General features: G+C 56.2%; 21 protein-coding genes and 5 tRNA genes. 14 read left to right on the forward strand and 12 right to left on the reverse strand.

The features are described from left to right. Positions 1 to 3: 3 nt before the first annotated feature. On the reverse strand, positions 4 to 783 hold the full coding sequence (locus tag BW956_RS19210) for a sulfite exporter TauE/SafE family protein (protein ID WP_076465467.1): 780 nt from the start codon (positions 781 to 783) through the stop codon (positions 4 to 6). Then, positions 783 to 2,030 (reverse strand): EAL and HDOD domain-containing protein, encoded by a 1,248-nt coding sequence (locus BW956_RS19215; protein WP_237708667.1) that lies wholly within the window; start codon positions 2,028 to 2,030, stop codon positions 783 to 785. Before BW956_RS19215 ends, BW956_RS19210 begins: the two co-directional genes overlap by 1 nt. Positions 2,031 to 2,169: 139 nt before the next feature. Between BW956_RS19215 and BW956_RS19220 the strand changes: the two genes are divergently transcribed. From BW956_RS19220 to BW956_RS19230, 3 genes are all read left to right on the forward strand, one after another. Then, positions 2,170 to 2,961, forward strand: a complete 792-nt coding sequence (locus tag BW956_RS19220; protein WP_076465469.1) for a TIGR00266 family protein — start codon at positions 2,170 to 2,172, stop codon at positions 2,959 to 2,961. Between the two features lie 65 nt (positions 2,962 to 3,026). Continuing rightward, positions 3,027 to 5,402, forward strand: coding sequence for a bifunctional diguanylate cyclase/phosphodiesterase (locus BW956_RS19225; protein WP_083703159.1), 2,376 nt, complete (start codon positions 3,027 to 3,029; stop codon positions 5,400 to 5,402). After that, a complete protein-coding gene (locus BW956_RS19230) occupies positions 5,384 to 6,283 on the forward strand; it encodes an ABC transporter substrate-binding protein (RefSeq protein ID WP_076465475.1) in 900 nt (299 codons plus the stop codon). The genes BW956_RS19225 and BW956_RS19230 overlap by 19 nt, the downstream gene beginning before the upstream one ends. Before the next feature lie 35 nt (positions 6,284 to 6,318). Here the strand turns inward: BW956_RS19230 and BW956_RS19235 are convergent, their stop codons facing one another. The 5 genes from BW956_RS19235 to BW956_RS19255 all read right to left on the reverse strand — a co-directional run bounded on the left by BW956_RS19235 (position 6,319) and on the right by BW956_RS19255 (position 7,481). Further along, on the reverse strand, positions 6,319 to 6,870 hold the full coding sequence (locus BW956_RS19235; protein WP_010324405.1) for a hypothetical protein: 552 nt from the start codon (positions 6,868 to 6,870) through the stop codon (positions 6,319 to 6,321). 173 nt (positions 6,871 to 7,043) lie between these two features. Beyond that, positions 7,044 to 7,120: transfer RNA gene (locus BW956_RS19240), tRNA-Asp, on the reverse strand. 9 nt (positions 7,121 to 7,129) lie between these two features. Then, positions 7,130 to 7,205, reverse strand: a tRNA-Asn gene (locus BW956_RS19245). 12 nt (positions 7,206 to 7,217) lie between these two features. Next, positions 7,218 to 7,293 (reverse strand) — tRNA-Thr (locus BW956_RS19250). A gap of 111 nt (positions 7,294 to 7,404) precedes the next feature. Next, a tRNA-Arg gene (locus BW956_RS19255) sits at positions 7,405 to 7,481 on the reverse strand. Positions 7,482 to 7,708: 227 nt separating this feature from the next. Here BW956_RS19255 and BW956_RS19260 point away from each other — a divergent pair. The 6 genes from BW956_RS19260 to BW956_RS19285 all read left to right on the forward strand — a co-directional run bounded on the left by BW956_RS19260 (position 7,709) and on the right by BW956_RS19285 (position 13,681). Next, entirely contained in the window at positions 7,709 to 7,996 is a 288-nt protein-coding gene (locus BW956_RS19260; RefSeq protein ID WP_076465478.1) for a hypothetical protein, read from the forward strand. A 290-nt stretch (positions 7,997 to 8,286) separates the two neighbouring features. Beyond that, entirely contained in the window at positions 8,287 to 8,712 is a 426-nt protein-coding gene (locus tag BW956_RS19265) for a c-type cytochrome (protein ID WP_010324406.1), read from the forward strand. A gap of 97 nt (positions 8,713 to 8,809) precedes the next feature. Beyond that, complete coding sequence (locus BW956_RS19270) at positions 8,810 to 9,655, forward strand: DNA ligase (protein WP_076465481.1); 846 nt, start codon at positions 8,810 to 8,812, stop codon at positions 9,653 to 9,655. Positions 9,656 to 9,727: 72 nt separating this feature from the next. Further along, the gene (locus BW956_RS19275) at positions 9,728 to 10,651 is read left to right on the forward strand and encodes a phosphate/phosphite/phosphonate ABC transporter substrate-binding protein (RefSeq protein WP_083703160.1); all 924 of its coding nucleotides are present in this window, start codon (positions 9,728 to 9,730) and stop codon (positions 10,649 to 10,651) included. Continuing rightward, on the forward strand, positions 10,648 to 12,798 hold the full coding sequence (locus tag BW956_RS19280) for a putative bifunctional diguanylate cyclase/phosphodiesterase (RefSeq protein WP_076465487.1): 2,151 nt from the start codon (positions 10,648 to 10,650) through the stop codon (positions 12,796 to 12,798). The genes BW956_RS19275 and BW956_RS19280 overlap by 4 nt, the downstream gene beginning before the upstream one ends. Next, entirely contained in the window at positions 12,773 to 13,681 is a 909-nt protein-coding gene (locus BW956_RS19285; RefSeq protein WP_139327237.1) for a hypothetical protein, read from the forward strand. Before BW956_RS19280 ends, BW956_RS19285 begins: the two co-directional genes overlap by 26 nt. 148 nt (positions 13,682 to 13,829) lie before the next feature. Here BW956_RS19285 and hisF read toward each other — a convergent pair whose 3' ends face one another. Genes hisF through hisB form a run of 4 tightly spaced genes read right to left on the reverse strand, consistent with a single transcriptional unit; the run spans position 13,830 to position 16,651 of the window. Next, positions 13,830 to 14,603: an imidazole glycerol phosphate synthase subunit HisF gene (gene hisF / locus BW956_RS19290; protein WP_010324411.1), complete on the reverse strand. Its 774-nt coding sequence runs from the start codon at positions 14,601 to 14,603 to the stop codon at positions 13,830 to 13,832. A gap of 11 nt (positions 14,604 to 14,614) precedes the next feature. After that, entirely contained in the window at positions 14,615 to 15,355 is a 741-nt protein-coding gene (hisA, locus tag BW956_RS19295; protein WP_010324412.1) for a 1-(5-phosphoribosyl)-5-[(5-phosphoribosylamino)methylideneamino]imidazole-4-carboxamide isomerase, read from the reverse strand. A 51-nt stretch (positions 15,356 to 15,406) separates the two neighbouring features. Beyond that, entirely contained in the window at positions 15,407 to 16,054 is a 648-nt protein-coding gene (gene hisH / locus BW956_RS19300) for an imidazole glycerol phosphate synthase subunit HisH (protein ID WP_010324413.1), read from the reverse strand. A gap of 3 nt (positions 16,055 to 16,057) precedes the next feature. Continuing rightward, on the reverse strand, positions 16,058 to 16,651 hold the full coding sequence (gene hisB / locus BW956_RS19305) for an imidazoleglycerol-phosphate dehydratase HisB (RefSeq protein WP_010324414.1): 594 nt from the start codon (positions 16,649 to 16,651) through the stop codon (positions 16,058 to 16,060). A gap of 145 nt (positions 16,652 to 16,796) precedes the next feature. On the opposite strand from hisB, the gene BW956_RS19310 reads away from it, so the two are divergent. The 4 genes from BW956_RS19310 to BW956_RS19325 all read left to right on the forward strand — a co-directional run bounded on the left by BW956_RS19310 (position 16,797) and on the right by BW956_RS19325 (position 20,413). Further along, positions 16,797 to 18,956, forward strand: coding sequence for an AsmA family protein (locus tag BW956_RS19310; RefSeq protein WP_076465492.1), 2,160 nt, complete (start codon positions 16,797 to 16,799; stop codon positions 18,954 to 18,956). Next, positions 18,953 to 19,996 carry an A/G-specific adenine glycosylase gene (gene mutY, locus BW956_RS19315; protein ID WP_076465495.1) on the forward strand — a complete coding sequence of 348 codons (1,044 nt, stop codon included), beginning with the start codon at positions 18,953 to 18,955 and terminating at the stop codon, positions 19,994 to 19,996. The genes BW956_RS19310 and mutY overlap by 4 nt, the downstream gene beginning before the upstream one ends. A 14-nt stretch (positions 19,997 to 20,010) precedes the next feature. Continuing rightward, entirely contained in the window at positions 20,011 to 20,283 is a 273-nt protein-coding gene (locus BW956_RS19320; protein WP_076465498.1) for an oxidative damage protection protein, read from the forward strand. Between the two features lie 54 nt (positions 20,284 to 20,337). Next, positions 20,338 to 20,413, forward strand: a tRNA-Phe gene (locus tag BW956_RS19325). 476 nt (positions 20,414 to 20,889) lie between these two features. Here the strand turns inward: BW956_RS19325 and BW956_RS22555 are convergent. After that, positions 20,890 to 21,066 (reverse strand): hypothetical protein, encoded by a 177-nt coding sequence (locus tag BW956_RS22555; RefSeq protein WP_217695154.1) that lies wholly within the window; start codon positions 21,064 to 21,066, stop codon positions 20,890 to 20,892. Positions 21,067 to 21,359: 293 nt separating this feature from the next. Between BW956_RS22555 and BW956_RS19335 the strand changes: the two genes are divergently transcribed. Then, complete coding sequence (locus tag BW956_RS19335) at positions 21,360 to 22,247, forward strand: hypothetical protein (protein ID WP_076465500.1); 888 nt, start codon at positions 21,360 to 21,362, stop codon at positions 22,245 to 22,247. Positions 22,248 to 22,334 lie beyond the last annotated feature (87 nt).

The raw sequence follows: 22,334 nt of genomic DNA on the forward strand, positions 1-22,334 counted from the left end.
GGCCTAACCCAGGAGGCGGGGCAAAAGCGTCTCGCCGGCCTGCCACAACAACCGCAGCGCCAGCAGGGTCACCACCACACGGAACAGGCGGTTGAACCAGACCGATGACACCCGGTGCAGCAGGTTAAGCCCGATCCAGGTGCCCAGCATGCCGCTGAGCACCATCGCGACTATCAATGGCAGCCAATCGGCAAAGGAAAATCCCACCACCGAAAACACCACCCCCTTAAGCAGATGCTGGCCGGTCATGGTGGTGGCGAAGGTCGCTACCGTCTGCATTTTGTCGTGGCTGTGACGATGCACAAAAGCCGCAACCAGTGGCCCGGTGGCACCAACAAACATGGAAAAGAAGGTGGTCAGGCCACCTGCCATCAGGGTTTTCAGCGGTGACAATGTCTTGGCCGCCGGCTTGGGGCCCCAAATCATCCACAGAATAAAACCGCCCACCGCCAGCTGAATCAGCTCCAGCGGCAGCTGCACCACCACCAGCGACGCCAGTGCAGCACCGCAAGCAGCCCCAATCAGAAAACGCCGGCTCAAGGGCCAGTCGATATGCTGACGCGTCATCAGCGCACGGTTGGCGTTGGACCCCAGCTGCACCAGACCATGTACGGGAATAAGCGCAGCAATGGGCACCAGCTGTGCCATGATCACCAGCAGCAAGACACCCCCGCCAATACCCAGAGTGGCTGTCATGAGCGAGGTCAAACCCGCCATTGCCACCAGCAATAAAGCATCCAGTGGCAGCAGGTCGGCGGGAATAAGGCTGAGGAGTTCGGGCATTAACCGTCCTGCATCGCCTGCAGGATCTGCTGTGCCCAGTTCAGGCTGTGGCGATAGGCCACTTCATAGAAGGGTCGGTCGAGGCCGGTATTAAGCTGGTCGAACTGGCCGCGCTCATAGAATTCGATCTGTTTGAGCAGCTCACCGTAGGAATGCGCCCGGCTCAGCAGGGCGTCTTTCATCTCCTGCTGCAGTGGCACCTGGTCCATCAGGTCATCCATGCTCATGTCGAGCAGGACATCCAGCTGTGACAACAGGCCAACGATAAAGTGGTTGATCGGCTCATCACGCCCCATCATCTCCGCCAGCAACTCACAGAAGCGGCCTCGAATCAGCATGTTGCGGGTCAGTTCGTCCGGCTTGGTACTGTCACTGCTGGTCAGGAACAGCATCACCCAGCGCTTGATCTGATCGACACCCAACAGGGAAATGGCATGGGACAGGGAGCTGATTTCGCGCTGCAGGTTGAAGGCCGCCGAGTTCACCACACGCAGAATACGGTAGGTGAGGGCAGGGTCATGCAGGGCGACCTGCTCGATCGACTGGGCCGTCGCGGCCGGACGTTGCAGTTCTGCCAACAATTGCAGCAGCACCACCTTGTTACCGGTGATCTTCTTGCCTTTCACCGGCTCAGGCTTGTTGAGGAAGTACCCCATATACAGCGCGAAGCCCATCTCCAGACAACGGCGAAACTCGTCCTGAGTCTCCACCTTATCCGCCAGCAGTTCCAGCTGGTAAGGGCGCAGACGCTGCAGCAGCGCCGGAATGTTGTCCAGGCCCAGCAACTGAATATCCAGCTTGAGCACATGCACAATATTGAGCAGGGGTTCGAACTTGGGATCACGCGGGTCATAGTCGGCCAGCGCCAGACGATAGCCCTGGCGTGCCAGCCCTTTCACGCGGCTGATCAGCTCAGGGGTAATATCTGAATGCCCCAGCAGTTCCAGTACAAAGCTCTCGCGAGGCAACTCGGGCACATCGTTGTTGAGCAGGAAACTGTCGGTCACTTTAAGGAAACAGGGTACTGACCGGATGGCGCCTTTCTTGAAGATACTGGAGTAGGTACCCAGCAGGACACCCAGAGTGGCCTCCTCGTCCTTCAGCCCTTCAACAAAGCGGCCTTCAGAGTCACGGAACAGCAGCTCGAAGGCTACCACGTCCTGGCTTTTGGTATAGATGGGCTGACGCGCCATCAATACATCCAGCTGCGGCTCTTCGGCCATTAATTTTGCACCGGTCGATGCCACTGATGTCTCCTTTTCAATGCGATGCGGACCCAAAACTATCGTTTGAGTATATCGGCTCTGCTACGGGTCGAACAGAGTCTTGGCAACCTTCCCGGTGAGCGGCATGATAACCTTTTAACCACTTAGCAGGAGCACGACGATGCGCTGTCATGAACTGGACTACGAGCTGATCGGCTCTGAAATGCAATTGGTCGAGGTGGAGCTGGACCCCAACGAGACCGTTATCGCCGAAGCCGGCGCCATGACCTACATGGAAGAGGACATCCAATTCGAGACGCGCATGGGCGATGGCTCCAACCCGGATGAAGGTATTATGGGCAAGCTTTTTTCAGCCGGCAAACGGGTTTTCACCGGCGAGTCCATTTTTACCACCCACTTTACCAACCAGGGCATTGGCAAGCGCCGCGTTGCTTTTGCAGCACCCTACCCGGGCAATATCGTGCCGCTCAACATGGCTGAGCTGGGTGAGCGCATTGTCTGCCAGAAAGATGCCTTCCTTTGCGCCGCACTGGGCACCCGAGTCAGCATCACCTTCAACCGCAGGATTGGCGCCGGCTTTTTCGGCGGCGAAGGCTTTATCCTGCAGACGCTGGAAGGTGATGGCATGGCCTTTATCCAGGCCGGTGGCACCGTGATCAAAAAAGAGCTGAAGGGCGAAACCCTGCGCGTGGATACCGGCTGTCTGGTCGGCTTTACCGAAGGCGTCGAATACGACATCCAGCGTGCCGGCGGCCTCAAGTCGATGGTATTTGGCGGCGAAGGTCTGTTCCTGGCCACCTTGAAAGGCACCGGCACCGTCTGGTTACAGAGCCTGCCATTCTCACGCATGGCCGACCGTATTCTGGCCCACGCGCCCTCCAGCGGCGGCAGTGACCAGGGCGAAGGATCGGTACTGGGCGGCATCGGTCGCATGATCGGCGGCGACCGCTAGCCCCTCTGTACACAAGCCTCATCATCCCCTAATGTTTGAACCATATAACAGGAGATGATGGGGCTATGCCAAAGCGGTTAAGGACCTTGCTGCAGGAGCGGCGACTATCGCTGAAAGTGCTTGCTGCAATCCTGGCCTGCAGCAGTCTGGTGGCACTGGCTGTGGCCAGTATTCAGCTCTACACACGCTACCTGTCTGACACAAAAGTGCTTGAGGAGCGCCTGGCCGATGCCGAGGTGATGTTCCTGGACGACCTGAGAGAGTCACTCTGGCGTCTGGATGAACCCATGATAAAGCACAACATCCGTTCCCTGACCCGTCTCCCTTTCATTACCAGAGCGCAGCTGCTGACCGCGGAACTGAAGGTTTACTCAGCCGGCAAAGACACCGAAAGCCCCTGGGTCAGTCAACGGCAGTATGCGATCACCTATCACTTCGCCGGCGAGCAAGTGCCTCTGGGCGAGTTGAACATCTGGGTGGATCAACGCTTCATTCTCACCAACCTCAAACGCCAGGCCTGGCAGACACTGGTACTGCAAACCAGCAAGACGCTGATCGTCTCCTTCCTGATACTGGCTATTCTGCACTTCTTCCTGTTTCGGCATCTGCGCACACTCTACCGCACCGCCATGAATCTCAGTGCGGATGACCTGAGCACCCCTTTCCAACTGAAACGCAATATCACACACCCTGATGAGCTGGGCAGCATGTGTGATGCGCTCGAGAACATGCGCCTGCGTCTTCGCGATGGGCTGGACGAAATCCACAGCATGCAAAGCGAAATGCAGCGTGTGTTCATGGCCGCCAACAGCAGCCCATCGGCCATCGCCATTTTCAATGCCGACAATGGTATACGGGTGTACAGCAATTCGGCCTACGAAAACTACTTCGGCGCGCGGGACCACCTGATGCAGGTATTGCACATAGTCGCGCCGGAACAACAGTTCCCTGAGTGGCTGGGCCAGCTCAAGCAGAAAGGCAGCTGGAAGAATGAGCGTTTCTGGCCCGACAAGGATCAGCCCCGATGGCTCAGTACACGCTGCCTGTTCTATCGTTCCGATGGCGAAGAGCTGATTCTTGTCACCACCACCGATATCAGCGAGCTGCGTCAGGCGCGCGACCAGGCCCGCCACCTGCTGGAACATGACAACCTGACAGGACTGCCCAACCTGCAGGTAGGCCTCAAAGAAGCCCGGGGCCTGCTGACAAAAGCCGATAGCGAAGGCTTGCGCGTTGCGATGGTGACCTTTTCTCTGGAAGCCTATAAAGCGGTCAAGGAATCCTTTGGCAGCGAATGGGCCAACCAGTTGGTACAGGAGGTGGCCGAGCTGCTGGATACGTCATTGCCGGATGATGCCCAACTGGCACGCAGTGCGGATAACCAGTTTTTGTGTGTACAGATACTGGACAAGGAAGGGGACGATTATCTGTTACGAATGCTGGAGCAACTACGCGCCCTGCTGGCCCAGCCTATCCAGCTGCAGCAACAGAATATCGACTGTGGCTTTTATGCAGGCGTAGCCCTTTACCCCCGCGATGGCGGGGATGTAGACACCCTCTACCAGCGCGCCCTGTCTGCCTTGCAGCAAGCCGAAAACCAGCGTGCACGCATTCGGCACTGCTTCTTTGCCCCATCCATGGAGGGGATTGCTTCACGCAAGCTGAAGATTCAGAGTTTGCTCAATACCGGGTCGGCTCTCGAAGAGCTTGATGTCTATTACCAGCCCCTCATCGACGCCACGACCGGTCACATTGTCAGCTTTGAAGCCCTGGCACGCTGGCACAATGCCGAGCTGGGGTTTATTCCGCCACCGGAATTCATCACCGCGGCAGAGGACGGCGGGCAGATTGTCGAGCTGGGTGAGCTGATCATGCAGACTGCCTGTCTGCAGCTGGCTCAATGGCGTCGACTGGCGCCTGCGCTCAAGATCAGCGTCAACATCTCCCCGCTGCAATTACTGGACCCCGCATTTGAATCCATGGTCGCCAATGCGCTGCAACTGGCTGGCTTGCCGCCGCAGGCATTGAAGCTGGAAGTCACGGAACAGCTGATGCTCCAGTCCAGTGACCAGGTCTTACACAAACTGAACAGCCTGCAGTCGCAAGGTATCCAACTGGCCATCGATGATTTTGGCAGTGGCTACGCCTCATTGAATTATCTCAGCAGCTATCCTTTTGAATTACTGAAAATCGATCAATCCTTCATCATGGATATTATGCGGGAAGAGCGGTTATTAACCCTGACACGCACCATTACCGAACTGGCCCATTCACTGGGTTTGAAAGTTGTTGCTGAAGGCGTGGAAACAACCGAAATTGCCAGCCTGCTTCAAACGCTGGAGTGCGACCTGATGCAAGGCTACCTGTTCAGCCGACCATTGCCGGTTGCTGAGGTTACCAGCATGTTAGAGAACGGTGTCCCATGGCCCCCCAACGCCTGACAGTCCTGCTGCTGGTACTGATTCTGTGCTGGGCCGGCACTCTGCAGGCACAAACACTCGGCATCCGTTACCAGCTGGGCGAGAGCACCAATGACGCCCGATACAGTTACTTCTTGACCATATTGAACATGGCACTGGAGGCAACACGTCATGATTATGGTCCCTATCAGTTGATCCGGCCCGAAACCGGCACCTCACAACAGCGTGCCTTCGAGCTGGTCAGCTCGGGACAGGGGCTGGATATTTTCTGGGGCATGAGCAGCATTCGCCGCGAGCACCTGGCACATGCGGTGCCGTTTCCGCTTATGCGAGGACTATTGGCCGTTCGTGTTCCCCTGGTGCCAAAAAACAAAACGCAGATATTCAATGACATCGACAGCGTCAAAGCGCTCAGTGCATTGACCGCTGTACAAGGAGCCGGTTGGCCGGATACCCGAATCCTGCGACACAATGGTCTGCCCGTGCTGACATCAAGCCGGTATGAAAGCCTGTTCGACATGTTGCGCAGAGGACGCGCCGATTATTTTCCGCGCAGCGTGATGGAAGTCTGGGACGAGCTGAACAGCCCATTGGGGCAGGATCTCAGTATCAGTTCAAAACTCCTGCTGGTCTACAAGGGGCCGATCTACTTCTTTGTCCACAAGGAGAATCATGCCCTGGCAGAGCGTTTACAGGTGGGGTTGGAGCGCTTATGGAGAAGTGGCCGTTTTAACAGCCTGTTTTTTTCCCGGCCTGAAATCAGGAAGGCCCTGGCCCTGATCAATAACCGTGGGTATCAGGTAATTCGCCTGTCCGCACCCTGGCGACTGCCATCACTGGATAAAGTCCAGGATGCATACTGGCTGCCGTTGCCGGCACAGGCACGTGAACAGCGCAGGTAGCCTGTACATCGAGCAGGCTACCTGACCAGACCACATTACATGTTGTGCTGTTTGAACGCCTGCATCAGCTCAACCGGCTTCTGCTTTTTGTTGTCGCTACGCAGCACGTACACCAGTGTTTCACCCTTGGGACCCGCGCCGATCTGGGTAAAACGTAGCGGTGCTTCACCGGTGGCACGGACAGCTTCCATGTCGGCCAGGCTATCGAAAATGTAGATGCGGCCTTCCATGCGCATTTCGCCATAGAACCCTTCCGCCGGCTTCAGGTTGCCGTGGTACAGGTTATAGCCTGCAATTTTGTCGTAGGTTTTTTTCTTGTCCGCGCCGGTAACACCGAACACCAGGGTTTCACCCTTGGGACCAGCACCGATAAAGGTCTGGCGGAAGGAGGTTTCACCCACTTCCAGATACTGCTTGTAGGTGGCCAGATCATCGAATACATGTACTCGGCCATCGTGGTGAACTTCGTACAGGTCTTCGTTGTTCAGGTCCATCTGCGCAGCAGACTGTTCGGTTTTGGTACCGGTGGTGCAGGCAGTGATTGCAGCGACAAGGCCGCCCAGAATGGCTGTTTTGAGTACTCGCATCAAAATCTCCCAGGAAAGTCAGGCAATAGGCAAACCCTGAGCCTAACGTCGGAGTATTTCGATTATTTTACAGCCGGCAGATCAACCCTTGGCATCAGGCGTTAGGAGGCAGTTGAAACACGTTTAGCCGGGAGAGGTAACAAATCGAGCCCATGGATATGGGATAAATGAAGTGGCGGAACGGACGGGACTCGAACCCGCGACCCCCTGCGTGACAGGCAGGTATTCTAACCAACTGAACTACCGCTCCGCATCAGGATGGCTCCTCGAGCTGGACTCGAACCAGCGACCAATAGATTAACAGTCTACTGCTCTACCAACTGAGCTATCGAGGAATACCCTGTAAATGGTGCCGGCACCAAGAGTCGAACTCGGGACCTACTGATTACAAGTCAGTTGCTCTACCAACTGAGCTATACCGGCACTGAAGACCAAATTATGACTGTATCAGCCTTTTGAACGCAAGCAAATTTCGTAAAAAAACCACACTCAGTTCAAGTAAAATTCCATTATATACAAGCACTTGCATAAAAATGGCGCGCCTGGAGGGATTCGAACCCCCGACCAACAGGATCGGAACCTGCTACTCTATCCAGCTGAGCTACAGGCGCGCAATGGAAGTGTTTGCGGGCAGCAATGTTACCTGTTCGGCAGCGCTTTGCAAGTTCTCAGTAATAGTCCTGTCATTGCCCCTCCAGGGGGCCAGCCGCGCTGGCCAGACAGGCCCGAACTGCTATGCTGCTCATATTGTTTTTGCTCTAACCTTTACCCCGCTTTAAGCAGATCACAGTTCACCAGCAGGGCCTAAAGCCCGGTAAACGTTGTTAAGGAGAACAGTATGTACAAAGTGACTTTGATGTTGGCCCTTGCGTTAACGGCTGCACCGGCAAGTGCCGACCTGCTTGACCCTGACTGTAATGCCGAAAAGGCTGCCAAAAGTGCGGTGGCCAAATCGACCATTGGTGTCGGCGGACGTTGTACACCGGCGGAAGCCGCCAAGGATATGGCTACGGACAAGGTTGAAGACATGGCTCCACAGGGAAAAGTCGCCGGCAAAGTGAAGGACAAGATCGACGATAAAAAGGAGCCTAAGGTGAAAAAGGCGGTCAAGAAAGCGCTCGACTGAACAGGTGTTACCGCCGGTGAACCCTGGCCTGAACCTGTACGTACACAGCCTGGGTATCCGGCTCGGGAGTTGCTCAACGCCTGAAATGGTATCTTTTACAGCCGGCAATCGACATAAAGATCGAATGCTGTTTTAGCGCAATTTCCGTACGGGCATTTTTGCCGGTATAATCCCCGATCAGATTTTGAGAGCGCAGTCATGTCTGCATCAGGTCCCAGCCACAGGCACTCCAAGGCCTTCAGCCAGGCATCACTGCTCCGACAACTTACTCAAGTGATGAGGTCGTGACTGTGAAAAAATTTGCTGCCAAAGCTGCATCCGCACTCTGTGCATTCGGTCTGGGTATGGCGCTGACTGCGTCCGTTCAGGCAGCTACCGATGAAGCCATTATCGAACGCATCAAACCGGCAGGTTCTGTATGTGTTCAGGGCGACGACAGCTGTGGTGGCGCTGCTGCAGCGGCTCCGGCATCTTCCGGCGGTGCTCGCTCCGGTGAAGAGATCTACACTGGCAAGTGTGCTGCCTGCCACGCCAGCGGCGTTCTGGGTGCACCGAAGTTCGGCACCAACGAAATGCAGCTGCGTCTGGACGAGAAAGGCATGGAGACCCTGCTGTCACACGCTATCAACGGTTTCAACGCAATGCCGCCGCGCGGTACCTGCGCTGACTGTTCTGACGACGAAATCCAGGCCGCTATCGATCATATGCTGAAGTAATATGATGATCGCCTGAACCCAAAAAGGGCTGCTTCGGCAGCCCTTTTTGTTATGCGCCGGTCACGGATCGACCGGTTTGTCATTCAAGGAGAGAATAATGCTCAAATATCCTGCCCTGATACTGGCTGGCCTGGTGGCCGTGCCTGCCCAGGCTGACGCGGAACTGACTCTCATGCACGGCATGGAGATTGGCGACCAGCTCAGCCAACCGGAAGATCTTGCCAACTGGCTGGTCAGTGAAAAATTCGATGGTGTCCGCGCCTACTGGAACGGTCAGCAACTCCTGACCCGCAGCGGTTACCCCATCCATACCCCACCCGGTTTTACGGATGGTTGGCCAGGCCAGCATCTGGAAGGCGAACTGTGGATCGGATATGGCCAGTTTTCCCGGCTGTCCGGACTGGTTCAGCGTTACGATACCCAACCCGATGACTGGCACGACGTACGTTTTATGGTGTTTGATCTGCCCCAGTGGCCCGACACCTTCACCGGCCGTCAGCAGCGTTTGCAACAGTTGCTAAAGAGTCATCCCGTCCCGCTCAACCTGAAGCTTGTCCCGCAATACTCGGGCCTTGATGAAGCGGCCTTGCAAGCTCGGTTACAGCAGGTTCTGGCCAAAGGCGGCGAAGGGCTGATGCTGCACCGCGCCAACGCGCTCTATCAGGTGCAGCGTACGGCTGACATTCGCAAGCTCAAACCCTTTCAGGATGCCGATGCCAAAGTCCTGGCACACCTGCCAGGCAAGGGTAAATATGTCGGTATGCTGGGTTCAGTTCAAGTCGAGCTGGAGGATGGCACCCGGTTGAGAATAGGTTCCGGCTTCAGCGATACCGAACGCGCCGACCCGCCACCGATCGGCAGTACAATCACCTTCAGATATAACGGTCTGACTCGTCATGGCAAGCCTCGCTTTGCCCGCTTTCTCCGAATAAGGCCAGACTAGATCAAGGCGGCGGTCATCGGTTTATTGGAACTATGGTATAAGGCGGGCCTCTCGAGTAGGATCAACCTGATAATGACTACTCCAAGCGTACCGGCCATGATGACACGCCTACTGCTGCACCCGACGGTTACACTGCTCTGTTGTCTTGGGCTGATGTTGTCCTCACTGCCGGCATCAGCCAAGACACTGGTGCTGGCCCAGATCAGTGACCGCCCCAAGAAAGACTTCCGCCAACTAAGACCCATGGCCGACCACATCCAGTCCTTGATGGCGCACCAGGGCTATGATCGCGCTGATGTCGAGCTCTTTCCGGACATAGAGTCTCTCATGTCTGCCATCCGCCAGGGCCGGGTGCATTGGGTGTCGGAGACTGCACTGACATCCGCCAAACTGGTTCAGGCCGGGTTGGCCAGCCCGGTAGCGCTGAAGTGGAAGCGTGGCCAGGCAGAATATCGCAGCCTGATTTATGTGCGTAAGGATAGCCCGGTAGAAACCCTGGCGGATTTGCAAGGACGGCGTGTTGCCTTTGAGCATCCGAACTCGTTCAGCAGTTATTATCTGCCCGCAATCGCGCTGAAGCAGGCTGGCTTGAACCTGCAACAGTTGGATACCCCCACCAGTAGCGTCGCGCCGGACAAGGTTGGCTATATTTTCAGCCGGAATGAACGTAACAATCTGCTCTGGGTCCACAAATCGATCGTCACCGCCGGCAGCCTCAACGACGGCGACTGGCAGCACCCACAGCGTTTGCCTGAAAGCCCCAAGCAGGCCATGCGCATCATCCACCGCTCAGCGGCTTTTCCAAGGGCTTTTGAACTGGCAACTTCAGTACTTTCGCGTGAAGAGCGCCAGGCTCTCAAAAAGGCGCTGCTATCGCTGAGCCCTGAGGAGCACGCAAACCTGTTGGCACGCTATGAACAGACCGAGAGACTGACGCCGGTTACTCAGGAACACACAACGCTATTACAGCAGCTGGACCTGAGCATCCTGCCATGAAAGTACGCTTACTGACGTCGTTGGCTAACCGGCTGACGCTGGGGTTTACCCTGCTGGCCTGCATCCTGGTCGCCATCATGCTGGTGACTCTGCACCACAGCCTGAATCGCTTCACTGAAGACACCATTCAGCAGGGCAAACAGCAGTTGGCAGAGGCACTGCGGGCACAGCTGGAACAGGACGCCCAGCTCCTGTCCCGAACCCTGAGCTCTCATCTGAGCATTCCGCTCTATCATCTTGATCTCAGCGCTATCGAAAAACAGCTATCGCTGGTTCGCCAGCACCGCAGCCTTGAGTACGCTTACCTGTTCAGCCGTGAAGGAAGATTAATCCACGACGGCAGCGAGACCATCCCCGAGTTTGGTCTCGCCATGAAATCGCTCACTCCACTGTCACCAGAAGCAGACCTGCACTTTGCCTGGCATGGCAGAACCCTGCATCTGTTGCAGCCGGTGATGACTTCCAGCCAGCGCTCGGGCTACCTTGCACTTGGCGTGGACTTCACCCAGGCGCTGACGGCACTTGACCGGCATGGCGAAGTGATCGGTGCCAGCGCGGAAGCCACCTCAGAAAACACCTTCAATGAGCTGTTTCTGATCGCCTTGCTGATTCTGGCCGTGACTATCTGGTTCATGTACCGCTTCTGCCGCCACCAGTTTGCACCGCTACAGGCTCTGACAGAGAAGAGTATCGCCTTTGGTGAAGGCGACCGCAGCGTACGCTTTGGTGTCACCCAGTCCGGCGAACTGGGCCTGCTCGGCAAGGCACTGGAACAGATGCGCCTGAGTCTGGAGCAAAGCCACCGCCAAACCACTCAGCTTGCCTATCTGGATAACCTGACACAGCTGCCCAACCGGCACTGGTTCCAGCAGTCACTGGAACGCCTGCTGGAGCTAAGCCGACAGAATCAGCAGCGCATGGGCGTCGTCTTCATTGATCTGGACCACTTCAAGGAAGTCAACGACACAGCGGGTCACGATATGGGCGACCTGCTGCTATTCGAGGCAGCCGCACGTCTGCGTAACCTGCTGATGGAGATGGATATCTCCGCGCCCGATACCGAAGAGCCGTTGCTGGCACGCCTGGGTGGCGACGAATTCGTAACGCTGTACCCGGACCTCCAGCACACCGAGCAGTTATCAGAGCTGGCGCGACGTATTGCCCAGACACTGGATGAGCCTTTCCTGATCGATGGCCGTTACTTCAACATCTCCAGCAGCATCGGCATCACCATCTATCCGGACGACGGCAACAGCAGCAGCGAGATTCTCAAGCATGCTGATATCGCCATGTATGCGGCCAAGCAAAGCGGGCGTAACCAGTACGCCTTCTTCTCCATGCAGATGAACCACCAGCTGCAACAACGTATCGAAACCATTCAGGGGGTGCGCACCGCACTGGACCAGGGCCATTTCCACCTGGAATACCAGCCGGTGGTCGACTTGAGCACCAACCGCATCCGTGCCGCTGAAGCCCTGCTGCGCTGGAATCACCCCGAACGGGGCCTGATCCCGCCCGGCCTGTTTATTCCTGTTATAGAAGACTCCGACCTGATCGAACCCGTCACCCAGTGGGTGGCCCAGCAGGCCGTACGTGATCTGATGACCTTGCAGGCCCTGAAACCGGGGTTTGCCATCTCGATCAATATCTCCGGCGCAGCCCTGCACCAGGAAAGTACCCGCGACTTCCTCACCGACCTGAAACAGCGTGAGCAGGTACCGGACTACTGCCTGAGCATAGAACTGACCGAGACCAGCATGATTCGCCATCTGGATGACTGTCGCCAGACACTCAAGCAGTGGAAGGATGCCGGCATGAATATCTGGATTGATGATTTTGGTACCGGGTATTCCTCGCTGAGCTACCTGCACCAGCTCCCCATTGACGGCCTCAAGATAGATCGCAGTTTTACCCGTGATCTCAAGCCGGACAGCAGTAATTCACTGGTGGCAACCGTACTGACACTGGCCGAGTCCATGCAACTGCAGGTGGTAGCGGAAGGCATCGAAACTGACTCCCAGCTGGAATGTTACCGCCGCCTCGGCAGCCGTTATGGCCAGGGATTCGGCCTTTACCGCCCCATGCCCTATAACGACCTGAAAGCCCTATTGGAAACAACCGATGAAGTACACACTGCCACTTCTTAGCCTGTGCCTGCCCATGCTGGCACAGGCCATGGACCTGGAGCTCAAGACGGACCTGGAGTACAACCGCTCCCCATCCAGCAACACCATCAAGTACGACGATGGCGAGTTCGACGAGCGCGATTATCGGCGCAAGGAAAAATACGAAAGCAAAACCCTGTTCCTGCTGAACCAGCCGGTCAATGAACGTCTGGAGTGGCAAGCCCGCCTGGGCATGCAATATGAGCGCACCCGCGATACCAAAAAGGAGTACCGCGAGGATGGTTCACTGAAAAAAGACAAAAGCCGGACCGAATGGCAAAACACCCCGATTATCGGACTGGGCTTTGACTGGGAAATTGGCCGCGCACTGGGGGGCTATCATTGGCGGATACAGGGCTATCATGACCGCCTGTTTGATATTGAATACAAGGCCACCAGTCTGGCAGAAGATGCCAAACCCAGAGCTGGCCGCGGCGCCGGTTACGAAACACGCCTGCGCTTGCAGGGCGAATACATGACGCCTGTCAGCAGCCTGTTTTTAACGCCCCGGCTGGAGGTAAAGCACGAACGCTACCAGCAATGGTATGACTCGGCCCGTGAACGTGAAGAAGATGCCGAGCAGGAGCTGCAGTACGAAGCCAGTCTCTGGCTCAATTGGATTCCGCCTGTGGATGGCTGGGAAATGACGTTTGGCCCTACCTGGCAACGGGAAAACAAGGCGGAACGTGACAGCGACACTCACCGCTGGGAATGGGAAGACGAGGAGCGCTGGCAGGCCCGCGTGCAGCTGGAATACGAAACGCCGATGCCCGGCTTCGAATTTGAGTTCAAGGTGGAGCGCGACCTGAACGGTCCCGATGAGGACAAGATGAAGTATGAAGTGGGGTTAAGCTACGAGTTTTAACACAGGCTAATGAAAAACTATCTGCGTTACCGAGGACATCGTTAAAAACAGGCTCAAAATGCTCATTTAGTTCACTAAACTGCGCTTTCTCGCCTGTTTTTGCCTTGCCTCGGCGGCCTCGATAACGTTTTTCAAATAGCCTGATTACTCAAAGACGGACTTCAATCCCGCGTTCGCGCATGTACTCTTTCGCCTGCGGAATGCTGTACTCGTTGAAGTGGAAGATCGATGCTGCCAGCACCGCATCCGCCTTGCCTTCTATACAGCCTTCCACCAGGTGATCCAGGTTGCCCACACCACCGGATGCGATGACCGGTACGTGCACGGCTTCGCTGATGGCGCGGGTGACGCCGATATCATAGCCGCTTTTGACGCCATCCTGGTCCATGGAGGTGAGCAGGATTTCACCGGCACCCAGCTCGACCATCTTTTTCGCCCACTCAACCGCATCCAGGCCGGTCGGCTTGCGACCACCATGGGTGAAGATCTCCCACTTGTCCGGCTCGCCCGGCTGACTGACCTTCTTGGCATCGATCGCTACAACGATACATTGGCTGCCAAATCTTTCCGCTGCTTCGCGCACGAAGTCAGGATTTTTCACCGCCGCGCTGTTGATCGATACCTTATCGGCACCGGCATTGAGCATGGTGCGGATGTCTTCACAGGTACGGATACCACCGCCAACGGTCAGCGGGATAAACACCTGTGACGCCATCTTCTCCACGGTATGTACCATGGTGTCACGGCCTTCGTGGGTCGCGGTGATATCGAGGAAGGTGATCTCGTCGGCACCCTGCTCATCGTAGCGCTTGGCCACTTCCACCGGGTCGCCGGCGTCGCGGATGTCGAGGAACTTCACCCCTTTCACCACTCGGCCGTTTTCCACGTCGAGGCAGGGAATAATGCGTTTTGCCAGAGCCATATCCGGTCCTCTTACTTGGCGGTCAGCTCGTCGCTCAGGGTCTGAGCTTCAGCCACATCCAGCGTACCTTCATAGATGGCACGGCCGGTGATGGCGCCCAGAATGCCCTGATCCGCCACTTCAGCCAGCGCCTTGATATCGTCGATGTTGGTCACGCCACCAGATGCGATCACCGGGATACCCGCTTCACGAGCCAGCTCAACCGTGGCATCCACGTTCACACCCTGCATCATGCCGTCACGGCTGATATCGGTATAGACAATGGCGCTGACGCCATCGTTCTTGAAGCGCTTGGCCAGGTCCACCGCTTTAACGTCGGTGATTTCCGCCCAGCCATCAATCGCCACGTAACCGTCCTGTGCGTCCAGACCTACAATGATGTGGCCTGGGAACTGCTTACACATTTCGGTAACGAAGTCCGGCTCTTTCACCGCCTTGGTGCCGATGATGACGTACTCAACACCTGCATCCAGGTATGCCTGGATGATTTCGGCCGAGCGGATACCGCCACCGATCTGAATCGGCAGATCCGGGTAGGCTTCGGCAATTTTCTTAACGATCTCGCCATTTACCGGCTCGCCGGCGAAGGCACCGTTGAGGTCAACCAGATGCAGACGACGGCAACCGGCCTCGACCCATTTGGCGGCCATCTCAACCGGGTTATCGGAGAATACAGTGGAGTCGTCCATGCGGCCCTGACGCAGGCGGACACAGGCACCATCTTTGAGGTCAATCGCGGGAATAATCAGCATAAGGGTTGAATCCGGAATCAGTCTCTAAAAATTGTCGGGCGAATGTTTAGCTCAAGGCTGGCCATTCCAGTTAAGGAAATTCTGCAACAGTTGCAGGCCTACCTTTTGGCTTTTCTCCGGGTGGAACTGCACCGCAAAGACGTTATCGCGGGCGATGGCCACGTCGAAGTCCACGCCATAGTTGCAAGTCGCGGCGACCAGGTCGTTCTGCTGCGCTTTCACGTAATAGCTGTGCACGAAGTAGAAGCGGCTGCCGTCTTCGATATTGGCCCAGAGCGGATGATCCTGCGTCTGGTACACCTGGTTCCAGCCCATGTGGGGCACTTTCAGACGCTCGCCATCGGCATCCTTGAGATCATCGCCAAAGAAATTGACGCGACCCTCAAATTCACCCAGACAATCGACGCCGTTGTTCTCCTCGGAGAACTGCATCAGTGCCTGATAGCCAACACAGATACCCAGAAACGGCTTGCCGGAGGCGATCGCTTCGCGCACCTCAGCATCCACACCCAGACGTCGAATTTCAGCCATGCAATCACGGATGGCGCCAACACCGGGCAGCAACACACGGTCAGCCGTGCGCACCTGTTCAGGGTCAGCCGTCACACGGACTTCTACACCGGGCTGTACATGCTCCAGCGCCTTGGCAACGGAGTGCAGGTTGCCCATGCCATAGTCAATTACTGCAATACTGCTCATCGCTTAGAGACACCCTTTGGTAGACGGCATCATGCCCTTGCCACGCGGATCGACTTCCAGCGCCATGCGCAATGCGCGACCAAAGGCCTTGAAGATGGTTTCAGCCTGGTGATGGGTGTTTTTGCCCTTCAGGTTGTCGATGTGCAGGGTCACCATCGCGTGGTTGACGAAGCCATGGAAAAACTCGGAGAAGAGGTCCACATCGAAGCTGCCAACGCGGCCACGGGTGAATTCCACATCCATTTCCAGGCCCGGACGGCCGGAGAAGTCGATAACAACACGGGACAGGGCTTCATCCAGCGGCACGTAGGCGTGGCCGTAACGGAAGATGCCTTTCTTGTCGCCCACGGCCTGCTTGAAGGCCTGACCCAGCGTGATGCCGATGTCTTCAACCGTGTGGTGGTCATCGATATGCAGGTCGCCGATCGCGCTGATCTCCAGATCGATCAGGCCATGTCGGGCGATCTGATCCAGCATGTGATCAAGAAAGGGGACACCGGTATCCACGTCCAGCTGTCCGGTGCCATCAAGGTTAACCGCTACGGTAATCTGCGTTTCCAACGTATTGCGGGTTACCTGGGCTTTGCGCTCGGCCATTTTTCTCTCCGCCTGGGGTTTCCGAAAGCGCTCATTATACATCCAACGGCACCGTAACGGCAGGCTCATCCACCCATGCCAATCGGCAAGGCAGATCCGCTATACTGCCGGTGTCTAATATGCAGGGAAACAACGGGACCTCGTCATGAAAGCATTCAAGTGGATTTTTGGCCTGCTGCTGGGGCTGGTAGTACTGGTAGGCGTCGCATTGACGGTGCTGGCAATGGTGATCGATCCCAATGACTACAAGGATGATATCCGCCAGGCGGCGCTGGATAACGCTGGTGTCGAGCTGGAACTGGACGGTGATATCGGCTGGTCCTTTTTCCCCTGGCTGGCACTTGAACTGAACGCGGTTGGCGTGGGCTACCCTGAACAACCTCAGGTCGGCCGCCTGCAGCGTGTAGAAGTTTCCCTGAGTATCCCTGCACTGCTGCAGCAGGAGTTGCAGATGAACCGGCTGGTGCTGGATGGCCTCAGCCTGAACCTGGTACAGAAGGCCGACGGCAGCAATAACTGGCAGCCAACGGCAACCAGCAACACTGAATCCGCCAGTAAGAGCGCATCTGACACCTCGACCGGCAGTGCCACCGAATCCACCCCGCTGACCCTGAACATCGAAGCCATTGAGGTACGTAATGCCGCCCTGAGTTTCACCGATGAAGGCAGCGGCACGCGTTCTGAGCTTGCCGAGCTGAACCTGACCACCGGTCGCATCAGCACCGAACAGGCCATTCCACTGGAACTGTCCTTTGCCCTGCGCCAGTTTGCCAATGATCAGTTGCAGCTGAGCACTCAGGCCGAGCTGGATACCGTTGTTCTGCTGGACCTGGACAATCAGCATTACCAGCTATCAGACCTCAGCACCCGCATTCAACTGCTGCAGGGCGCAAGTCTGCCTGCCGAGCTGCAAGCAGCTTTGGCGGCCAGTAAGCTGGACGTTCGCCTCAACGAACAACAGCTGGCCATACACGACCTGAAAATCGAGTCGGACCCGGTCCAGATCGATGGCGAACTCAATGTGGAAAACTTCAGTCAGCCGCAGATCACCGGCCAGATCAGCAGCAACAGCATCAATCTGAAGCAGCTGCTGGAAAAACTGGGACAGGCAGTGCCCGAAACCGCCAGCGACAAGGCACTGACCGATCTGTCGTTCAGCGCCAGCATTAACGGCACCGCCGACGCGATCAGTCTCAAGCCACTGACGCTGAAGCTCGATGACACTCAACTGGACGGCGAAGCCAGTCTGGCACTGGCGACTCAGGCCATTGGGCTCAAGTTGAAAGGCAACGACCTGAACGTTGATCATTACCTGCCACCCAAGGCAACTGCTGAAAACACTCCGAAGCAGAGCGAAGAGAGCACCCCGGCCAACAAGACACCCCAGGAGTGGCCCAAGGATGAAATCGTGCCGCTGGAGCCCCTGCGCGCGCTCAACCTGAATGCCGTCCTGGATATGGACAGCCTCACCGTCAATGGCATCGAGCTGGGCCAGCCGGGACTGAGCCTGAGTGCCGATGCCGGCCTGATCCAGCTGACCCGTTTCAACGCCAAGGTATTTTCCGGGCAGGCCAAGGCCAGTGCCCGTATCGATGCCCGCAAGGCCCCGCTGAAAGTGAGCGTCAACAAGCAGCTCACCAACCTGGAGATGGGTGACGCTCTGCAAACCCTGGCCAATAACGACACCCTGGCCGGCAAATTCAGCGCCAGCACCGATCTGAGCATGAGCGGCCAATCTATCCACGCCTGGGTGAACTCCCTCAACGGCAACGCTCGTATTCAAATGGCAGAAGGTGTGATTAACGGTATCGATGCGGCCCAGTCCCTGTGTCAGGGCATCAATAATGTCTCCGCCCTCTGGGTGGATGCCGAACAGGTGGACAAATCCACGCCCTTCGCCGATATGAGCGCCAGCTTCGCTATCCGCAACGGTGTAGTCAGCAACCAGGACTTGAGCGCCAAGCTGGATGCCATCAGCGTAGCGGGCAAGGGCAGTGTCAATCTGCCTCAGCAGACGCTGGATTATCGCGTCGGGGCAACCGTGGAGAACAACCTGTTCAACGAGAGCTGCTCGGTCAACAACCGTCTGGAAGGACTGGAGGTCCCCGTTGACTGTAAAGGCAGCTTCTACGATGAACCTGCCAAGCTCTGCCGCCTGGATACCCGTTTCATCACCGATATCCTCAAGGCCGAAGCCAAACGCAAGGTAGAAGAAAAAGTGAACGAAGAACTGGAAGACAAACTGAAAGAGAAGCTGGGCGAAGAGGGCGCCGGCAAGCTGCTGAAGGGGTTGTTCGGACAATGACACCTGATCAGTTTCATACTGCCGTACTGGAATGGTATGACCGGCACGGCCGCCATGACTTGCCCTGGCAAGCGGAAAAGACTGCCTACTTCACCTGGATCTCCGAGATCATGCTGCAGCAAACCCAGGTAAAAACGGTCATTCCCTATTTCGAGCGCTTTATCGAACGTTTTCCTAGCGTGCATGACCTGGCCGATGCCGAGCAGGACGAAGTACTGCACCTCTGGACCGGGCTGGGCTATTACGCCCGTGCACGCAACCTGCACAAGACCGCGCGCATCGTCAGCCGCGAGCTGGGCGGCGAGTTCCCGACCACAGTAGACGACATGGAAGCTCTGCCCGGTATAGGCCGCTCCACTGCCGGTGCCATCGTTTCCATCTCCACCGGCAACCGCGCCGCCATTCTGGATGGCAACGTCAAGCGAGTGCTGGCGCGTTTCTACGCCATCGAAGGCTGGCCCGGCTCGCCTGCCGTGATGAAGGAGCTGTGGGGCTACGCCGAACGCAACACTCCGCACCAGCGCGTGGGCGACTACACCCAGGCAATGATGGACCTGGGCGCAACCCTTTGCACCCGCAGCAAGCCCAGCTGCCTGCTATGTCCACTGCAGTCGCATTGTGAAGCCAAAGCACTGAGCCTGACCGACAAACTGCCGTCACCACGACCGAAAAAAACCCTGCCGGTCAAACAGACGCTCATGCTGATGATCCACAACGACGCCGGTGAAGTGCTACTGCATCAGCGTCCACCCAGCGGCATCTGGGGCGGGCTCTGGAGCCTGCCGGAAGTGGCTGATCTGCGCGATGCCCCTGCAACCCTGGGTGTAGAGCTGGAGGCTGATGCCACTGAAGTGCTGGAGCCGCTGCGCCACACCTTCAGTCACTACCATCTGGACATCACCCCCGCCCGAGTGACGCTGAAAAGCCCTACAAACTCTGTCATGGAAGGTGCGCCGGCACTCTGGTATAACGTGGACCAACCTGCAAATATTGGTCTGGCAGCCCCGGTCAAGCGACTGCTTGAGCGCTACGCCAGCTGACACCGGAGATCGACATGACACGCACCGTTTTCTGCCGTAAATACAAACAGGAACTGGAAGGCCTGGAGCGTCCGCCGTATCCCGGCGAACTGGGCCAGAGCATCTTCGACAATGTATCCAAGAAAGCCTGGCAGGAGTGGACCGACCATCAGACCATGCTGATCAACGAGAAGCACCTGAGCCTGATGGATCCGGAAAGCCGCAAGTACCTGCAGCAGGAGATGGAGAAGTTCCTGTCGGGCGAAGAGTACGACAAAGCTGACGGTTACGTACCGCCGGGAAAATAATTTTAAATTATTGCTTGACCGATCAGAGGCTTTCCGGTTTAATACGCCCCCGTTGCCCGGATAGCTCAGTCGGTAGAGCAGGGGATTGAAAATCCCCGTGTCGGTGGTTCGATTCCGCCTCCGGGCACCAAAATTTCACAAAAGAGCCTCGCGCAAGCGGGGCTTTTTTGTATCTGTCGTGTGCCGATAATGTGCCTTCAACATGTTGTCCCGCCGCCGCTTTCAGCACTCTCCCGCCATATGCTGCGCGTAACGCAGCACCATGTCTAACGACGACCAACTTCCCAACTCCATCAACTCGTACAGACTGCACATGCCTTAACGCCCAGATGTGCCTGAGATCATGCCAGCGAAAATCGATAACACCCGCTCGTTCCAGATCCACCTAATCCCACCGCAGATAACTGACATTCCGTTGCCGCAGTCCGGTCGCCAGTGAAAATGCCGTCATCGCTTTCAAATGGGGAGGCAGTTCGGCCAACAACTACTCCGCTTCCTTGGGTTTGAGCCAACGCACACGCTTTTGTGGCTCACGATACAGTTGAAAATGCGGTACCCGGTCGATCCAGTCCCACTCATCCCGCGCCATCCGCAGAATTGCCCTAACTAGGGATTGGCCGTTGAAGGGCTGGACTCATCCCGTTTCAGGCGTCCAATAGTATCGATAAGGTCACGGTCGATCTGATCGAGGTGCTTATCGCCCAGGTGTTCGCCCAACCACTTCAGTTTGCCAATGTCCTTGGAGTGGTCCGCTTTTTCTTTCGTATCGGCAAGCCACCGCACCACAGCTTCCTGCCGGGTGTGCCGGAGCTTCTCCTCCAGCATGTGTACACGCCAAGCTGCATGCTTCAATTGATCGTGGTACTGCTGTGCTAGCGTTTTGTCCGAAGCCCCAGCAGAGCTGGATATAGGCTAGTAGTAAACGACTCGCCTTGGTGCTCGACACCGCAAACGGTTGATCAGTGAGGAGTAGCCTGCTCACCACTTTTCCAGCCGGAAATTCAATGCTGGCATTACAATAAAAAACTCATTACCGTTTTCAAAAGCCTTTCCAACTGTAAGCAACAAATTAAACGATGCCAGAAGACGACGACCAAGCCCAAGCCGCAGTACATGAGATACAGCGTAAAGTTGGCCGCAACTTGCTGATGTTTCAGGAATTCGAAAGGCTCTTTAAAGTACTGCTCATAGAAAGCGACATCTCAGGCCCAGCTGAACAGCTTTTAGAGTGTCGTGAGATGCGGAAAGCCCGTGTCCATAACAAAACTCTGGGGTACGTGACGAGTGAGCTTGCACAAACTGTTTATGGGGAGGAGAGCGTCTCAGAAGACGAAGATGAGTATCCTGGTTCGCTCTACTTTAGAATCCGCATAACTTTATCGGGAGAGGATTCACTCTACCAAGAGAAGCAAAAGGAGCTACATGCCTCTCTGGTAGAGGCTAGAAACGAGCTCGTTCACCACCTATTTCACAAGTTTGATTTTAAACCAACAGCGTATAAGCAAATCGAAAGCTACCTTGATGAGCAACATGAACGATTCCTACCCGAAATAGACAAGCTACAACGCCAACTCAAAGCTGTTGATGAGGCAAGGAAAATTCAATCCCGTGTCCTGTCATCTCAAAGATACCAGCAGTTCTTTGTCGACGGAGTCCCATCCGATGAAACTAAATTTGAAGGTTTGATGCGCGAGCTCTGCGAGCTTACTCGAAGAGATGATGGTTGGATGCCACTAGCCACCGCAGGAAAACTATTGCGTGGGCTACCACCGGAGAAGGTATCTAAGGTTTACGATGAGCTTGGCGTTACTAAGATCAGCAATCTCAAAAACAGGATAGAAGCGTCGCAATACCTGGAGCTCAAAGAAGAGACTCGGAACGGGCAGTCAACATGGCTTTACCGCTACAAGCAGACCCTAGAGTATGACTTGGCCTATTTTCTAGAGCATGTGCCAAAGCCGTGACACTTCTCAGCTCGGTCACTGCACTCAATCATATTGCTAAAAGGCATTGCAATGGATAAAGCGCCGTAAGTGATTGAAAAATAGACA

Source organism: Marinobacterium stanieri (genome assembly GCF_900155945.1).
GTDB lineage: Bacteria > Pseudomonadota > Gammaproteobacteria > Pseudomonadales > Balneatricaceae > Marinobacterium > Marinobacterium stanieri.

What these genes read in the sequence shown, in the direction of transcription:
- BW956_RS19210 (WP_076465467.1), bottom strand. Translation starts at nt 783, where the DNA reads ATGCCCGAACTCCTCAGCCTTATTCCCGCCGACCTGCTGCCACTGGAT.
- BW956_RS19220 (WP_076465469.1), top strand. Translation starts at nt 2,170, where the DNA reads ATGCGCTGTCATGAACTGGACTACGAGCTGATCGGCTCTGAAATGCAA.
- BW956_RS19225 (WP_083703159.1), top strand. Translation starts at nt 3,027, where the DNA reads ATGCCAAAGCGGTTAAGGACCTTGCTGCAGGAGCGGCGACTATCGCTG.
- BW956_RS19230 (WP_076465475.1), top strand. Translation starts at nt 5,384, where the DNA reads ATGGCCCCCCAACGCCTGACAGTCCTGCTGCTGGTACTGATTCTGTGC.
- BW956_RS19235 (WP_010324405.1), bottom strand. Translation starts at nt 6,870, where the DNA reads ATGCGAGTACTCAAAACAGCCATTCTGGGCGGCCTTGTCGCTGCAATC.
- BW956_RS19260 (WP_076465478.1), top strand. Translation starts at nt 7,709, where the DNA reads ATGTACAAAGTGACTTTGATGTTGGCCCTTGCGTTAACGGCTGCACCG.
- BW956_RS19270 (WP_076465481.1), top strand. Translation starts at nt 8,810, where the DNA reads ATGCTCAAATATCCTGCCCTGATACTGGCTGGCCTGGTGGCCGTGCCT.
- BW956_RS19275 (WP_083703160.1), top strand. Translation starts at nt 9,728, where the DNA reads ATGACTACTCCAAGCGTACCGGCCATGATGACACGCCTACTGCTGCAC.
- BW956_RS19280 (WP_076465487.1), top strand. Translation starts at nt 10,648, where the DNA reads ATGAAAGTACGCTTACTGACGTCGTTGGCTAACCGGCTGACGCTGGGG.
- BW956_RS19285 (WP_139327237.1), top strand. Translation starts at nt 12,773, where the DNA reads ATGAAGTACACACTGCCACTTCTTAGCCTGTGCCTGCCCATGCTGGCA.
- hisF (WP_010324411.1), bottom strand. Translation starts at nt 14,603, where the DNA reads ATGGCTCTGGCAAAACGCATTATTCCCTGCCTCGACGTGGAAAACGGC.
- hisA (WP_010324412.1), bottom strand. Translation starts at nt 15,355, where the DNA reads ATGCTGATTATTCCCGCGATTGACCTCAAAGATGGTGCCTGTGTCCGC.
- hisH (WP_010324413.1), bottom strand. Translation starts at nt 16,054, where the DNA reads ATGAGCAGTATTGCAGTAATTGACTATGGCATGGGCAACCTGCACTCC.
- hisB (WP_010324414.1), bottom strand. Translation starts at nt 16,651, where the DNA reads ATGGCCGAGCGCAAAGCCCAGGTAACCCGCAATACGTTGGAAACGCAG.
- BW956_RS19310 (WP_076465492.1), top strand. Translation starts at nt 16,797, where the DNA reads ATGAAAGCATTCAAGTGGATTTTTGGCCTGCTGCTGGGGCTGGTAGTA.
- mutY (WP_076465495.1), top strand. Translation starts at nt 18,953, where the DNA reads ATGACACCTGATCAGTTTCATACTGCCGTACTGGAATGGTATGACCGG.
- BW956_RS19320 (WP_076465498.1), top strand. Translation starts at nt 20,011, where the DNA reads ATGACACGCACCGTTTTCTGCCGTAAATACAAACAGGAACTGGAAGGC.
- BW956_RS19335 (WP_076465500.1), top strand. Translation starts at nt 21,360, where the DNA reads ATGCCAGAAGACGACGACCAAGCCCAAGCCGCAGTACATGAGATACAG.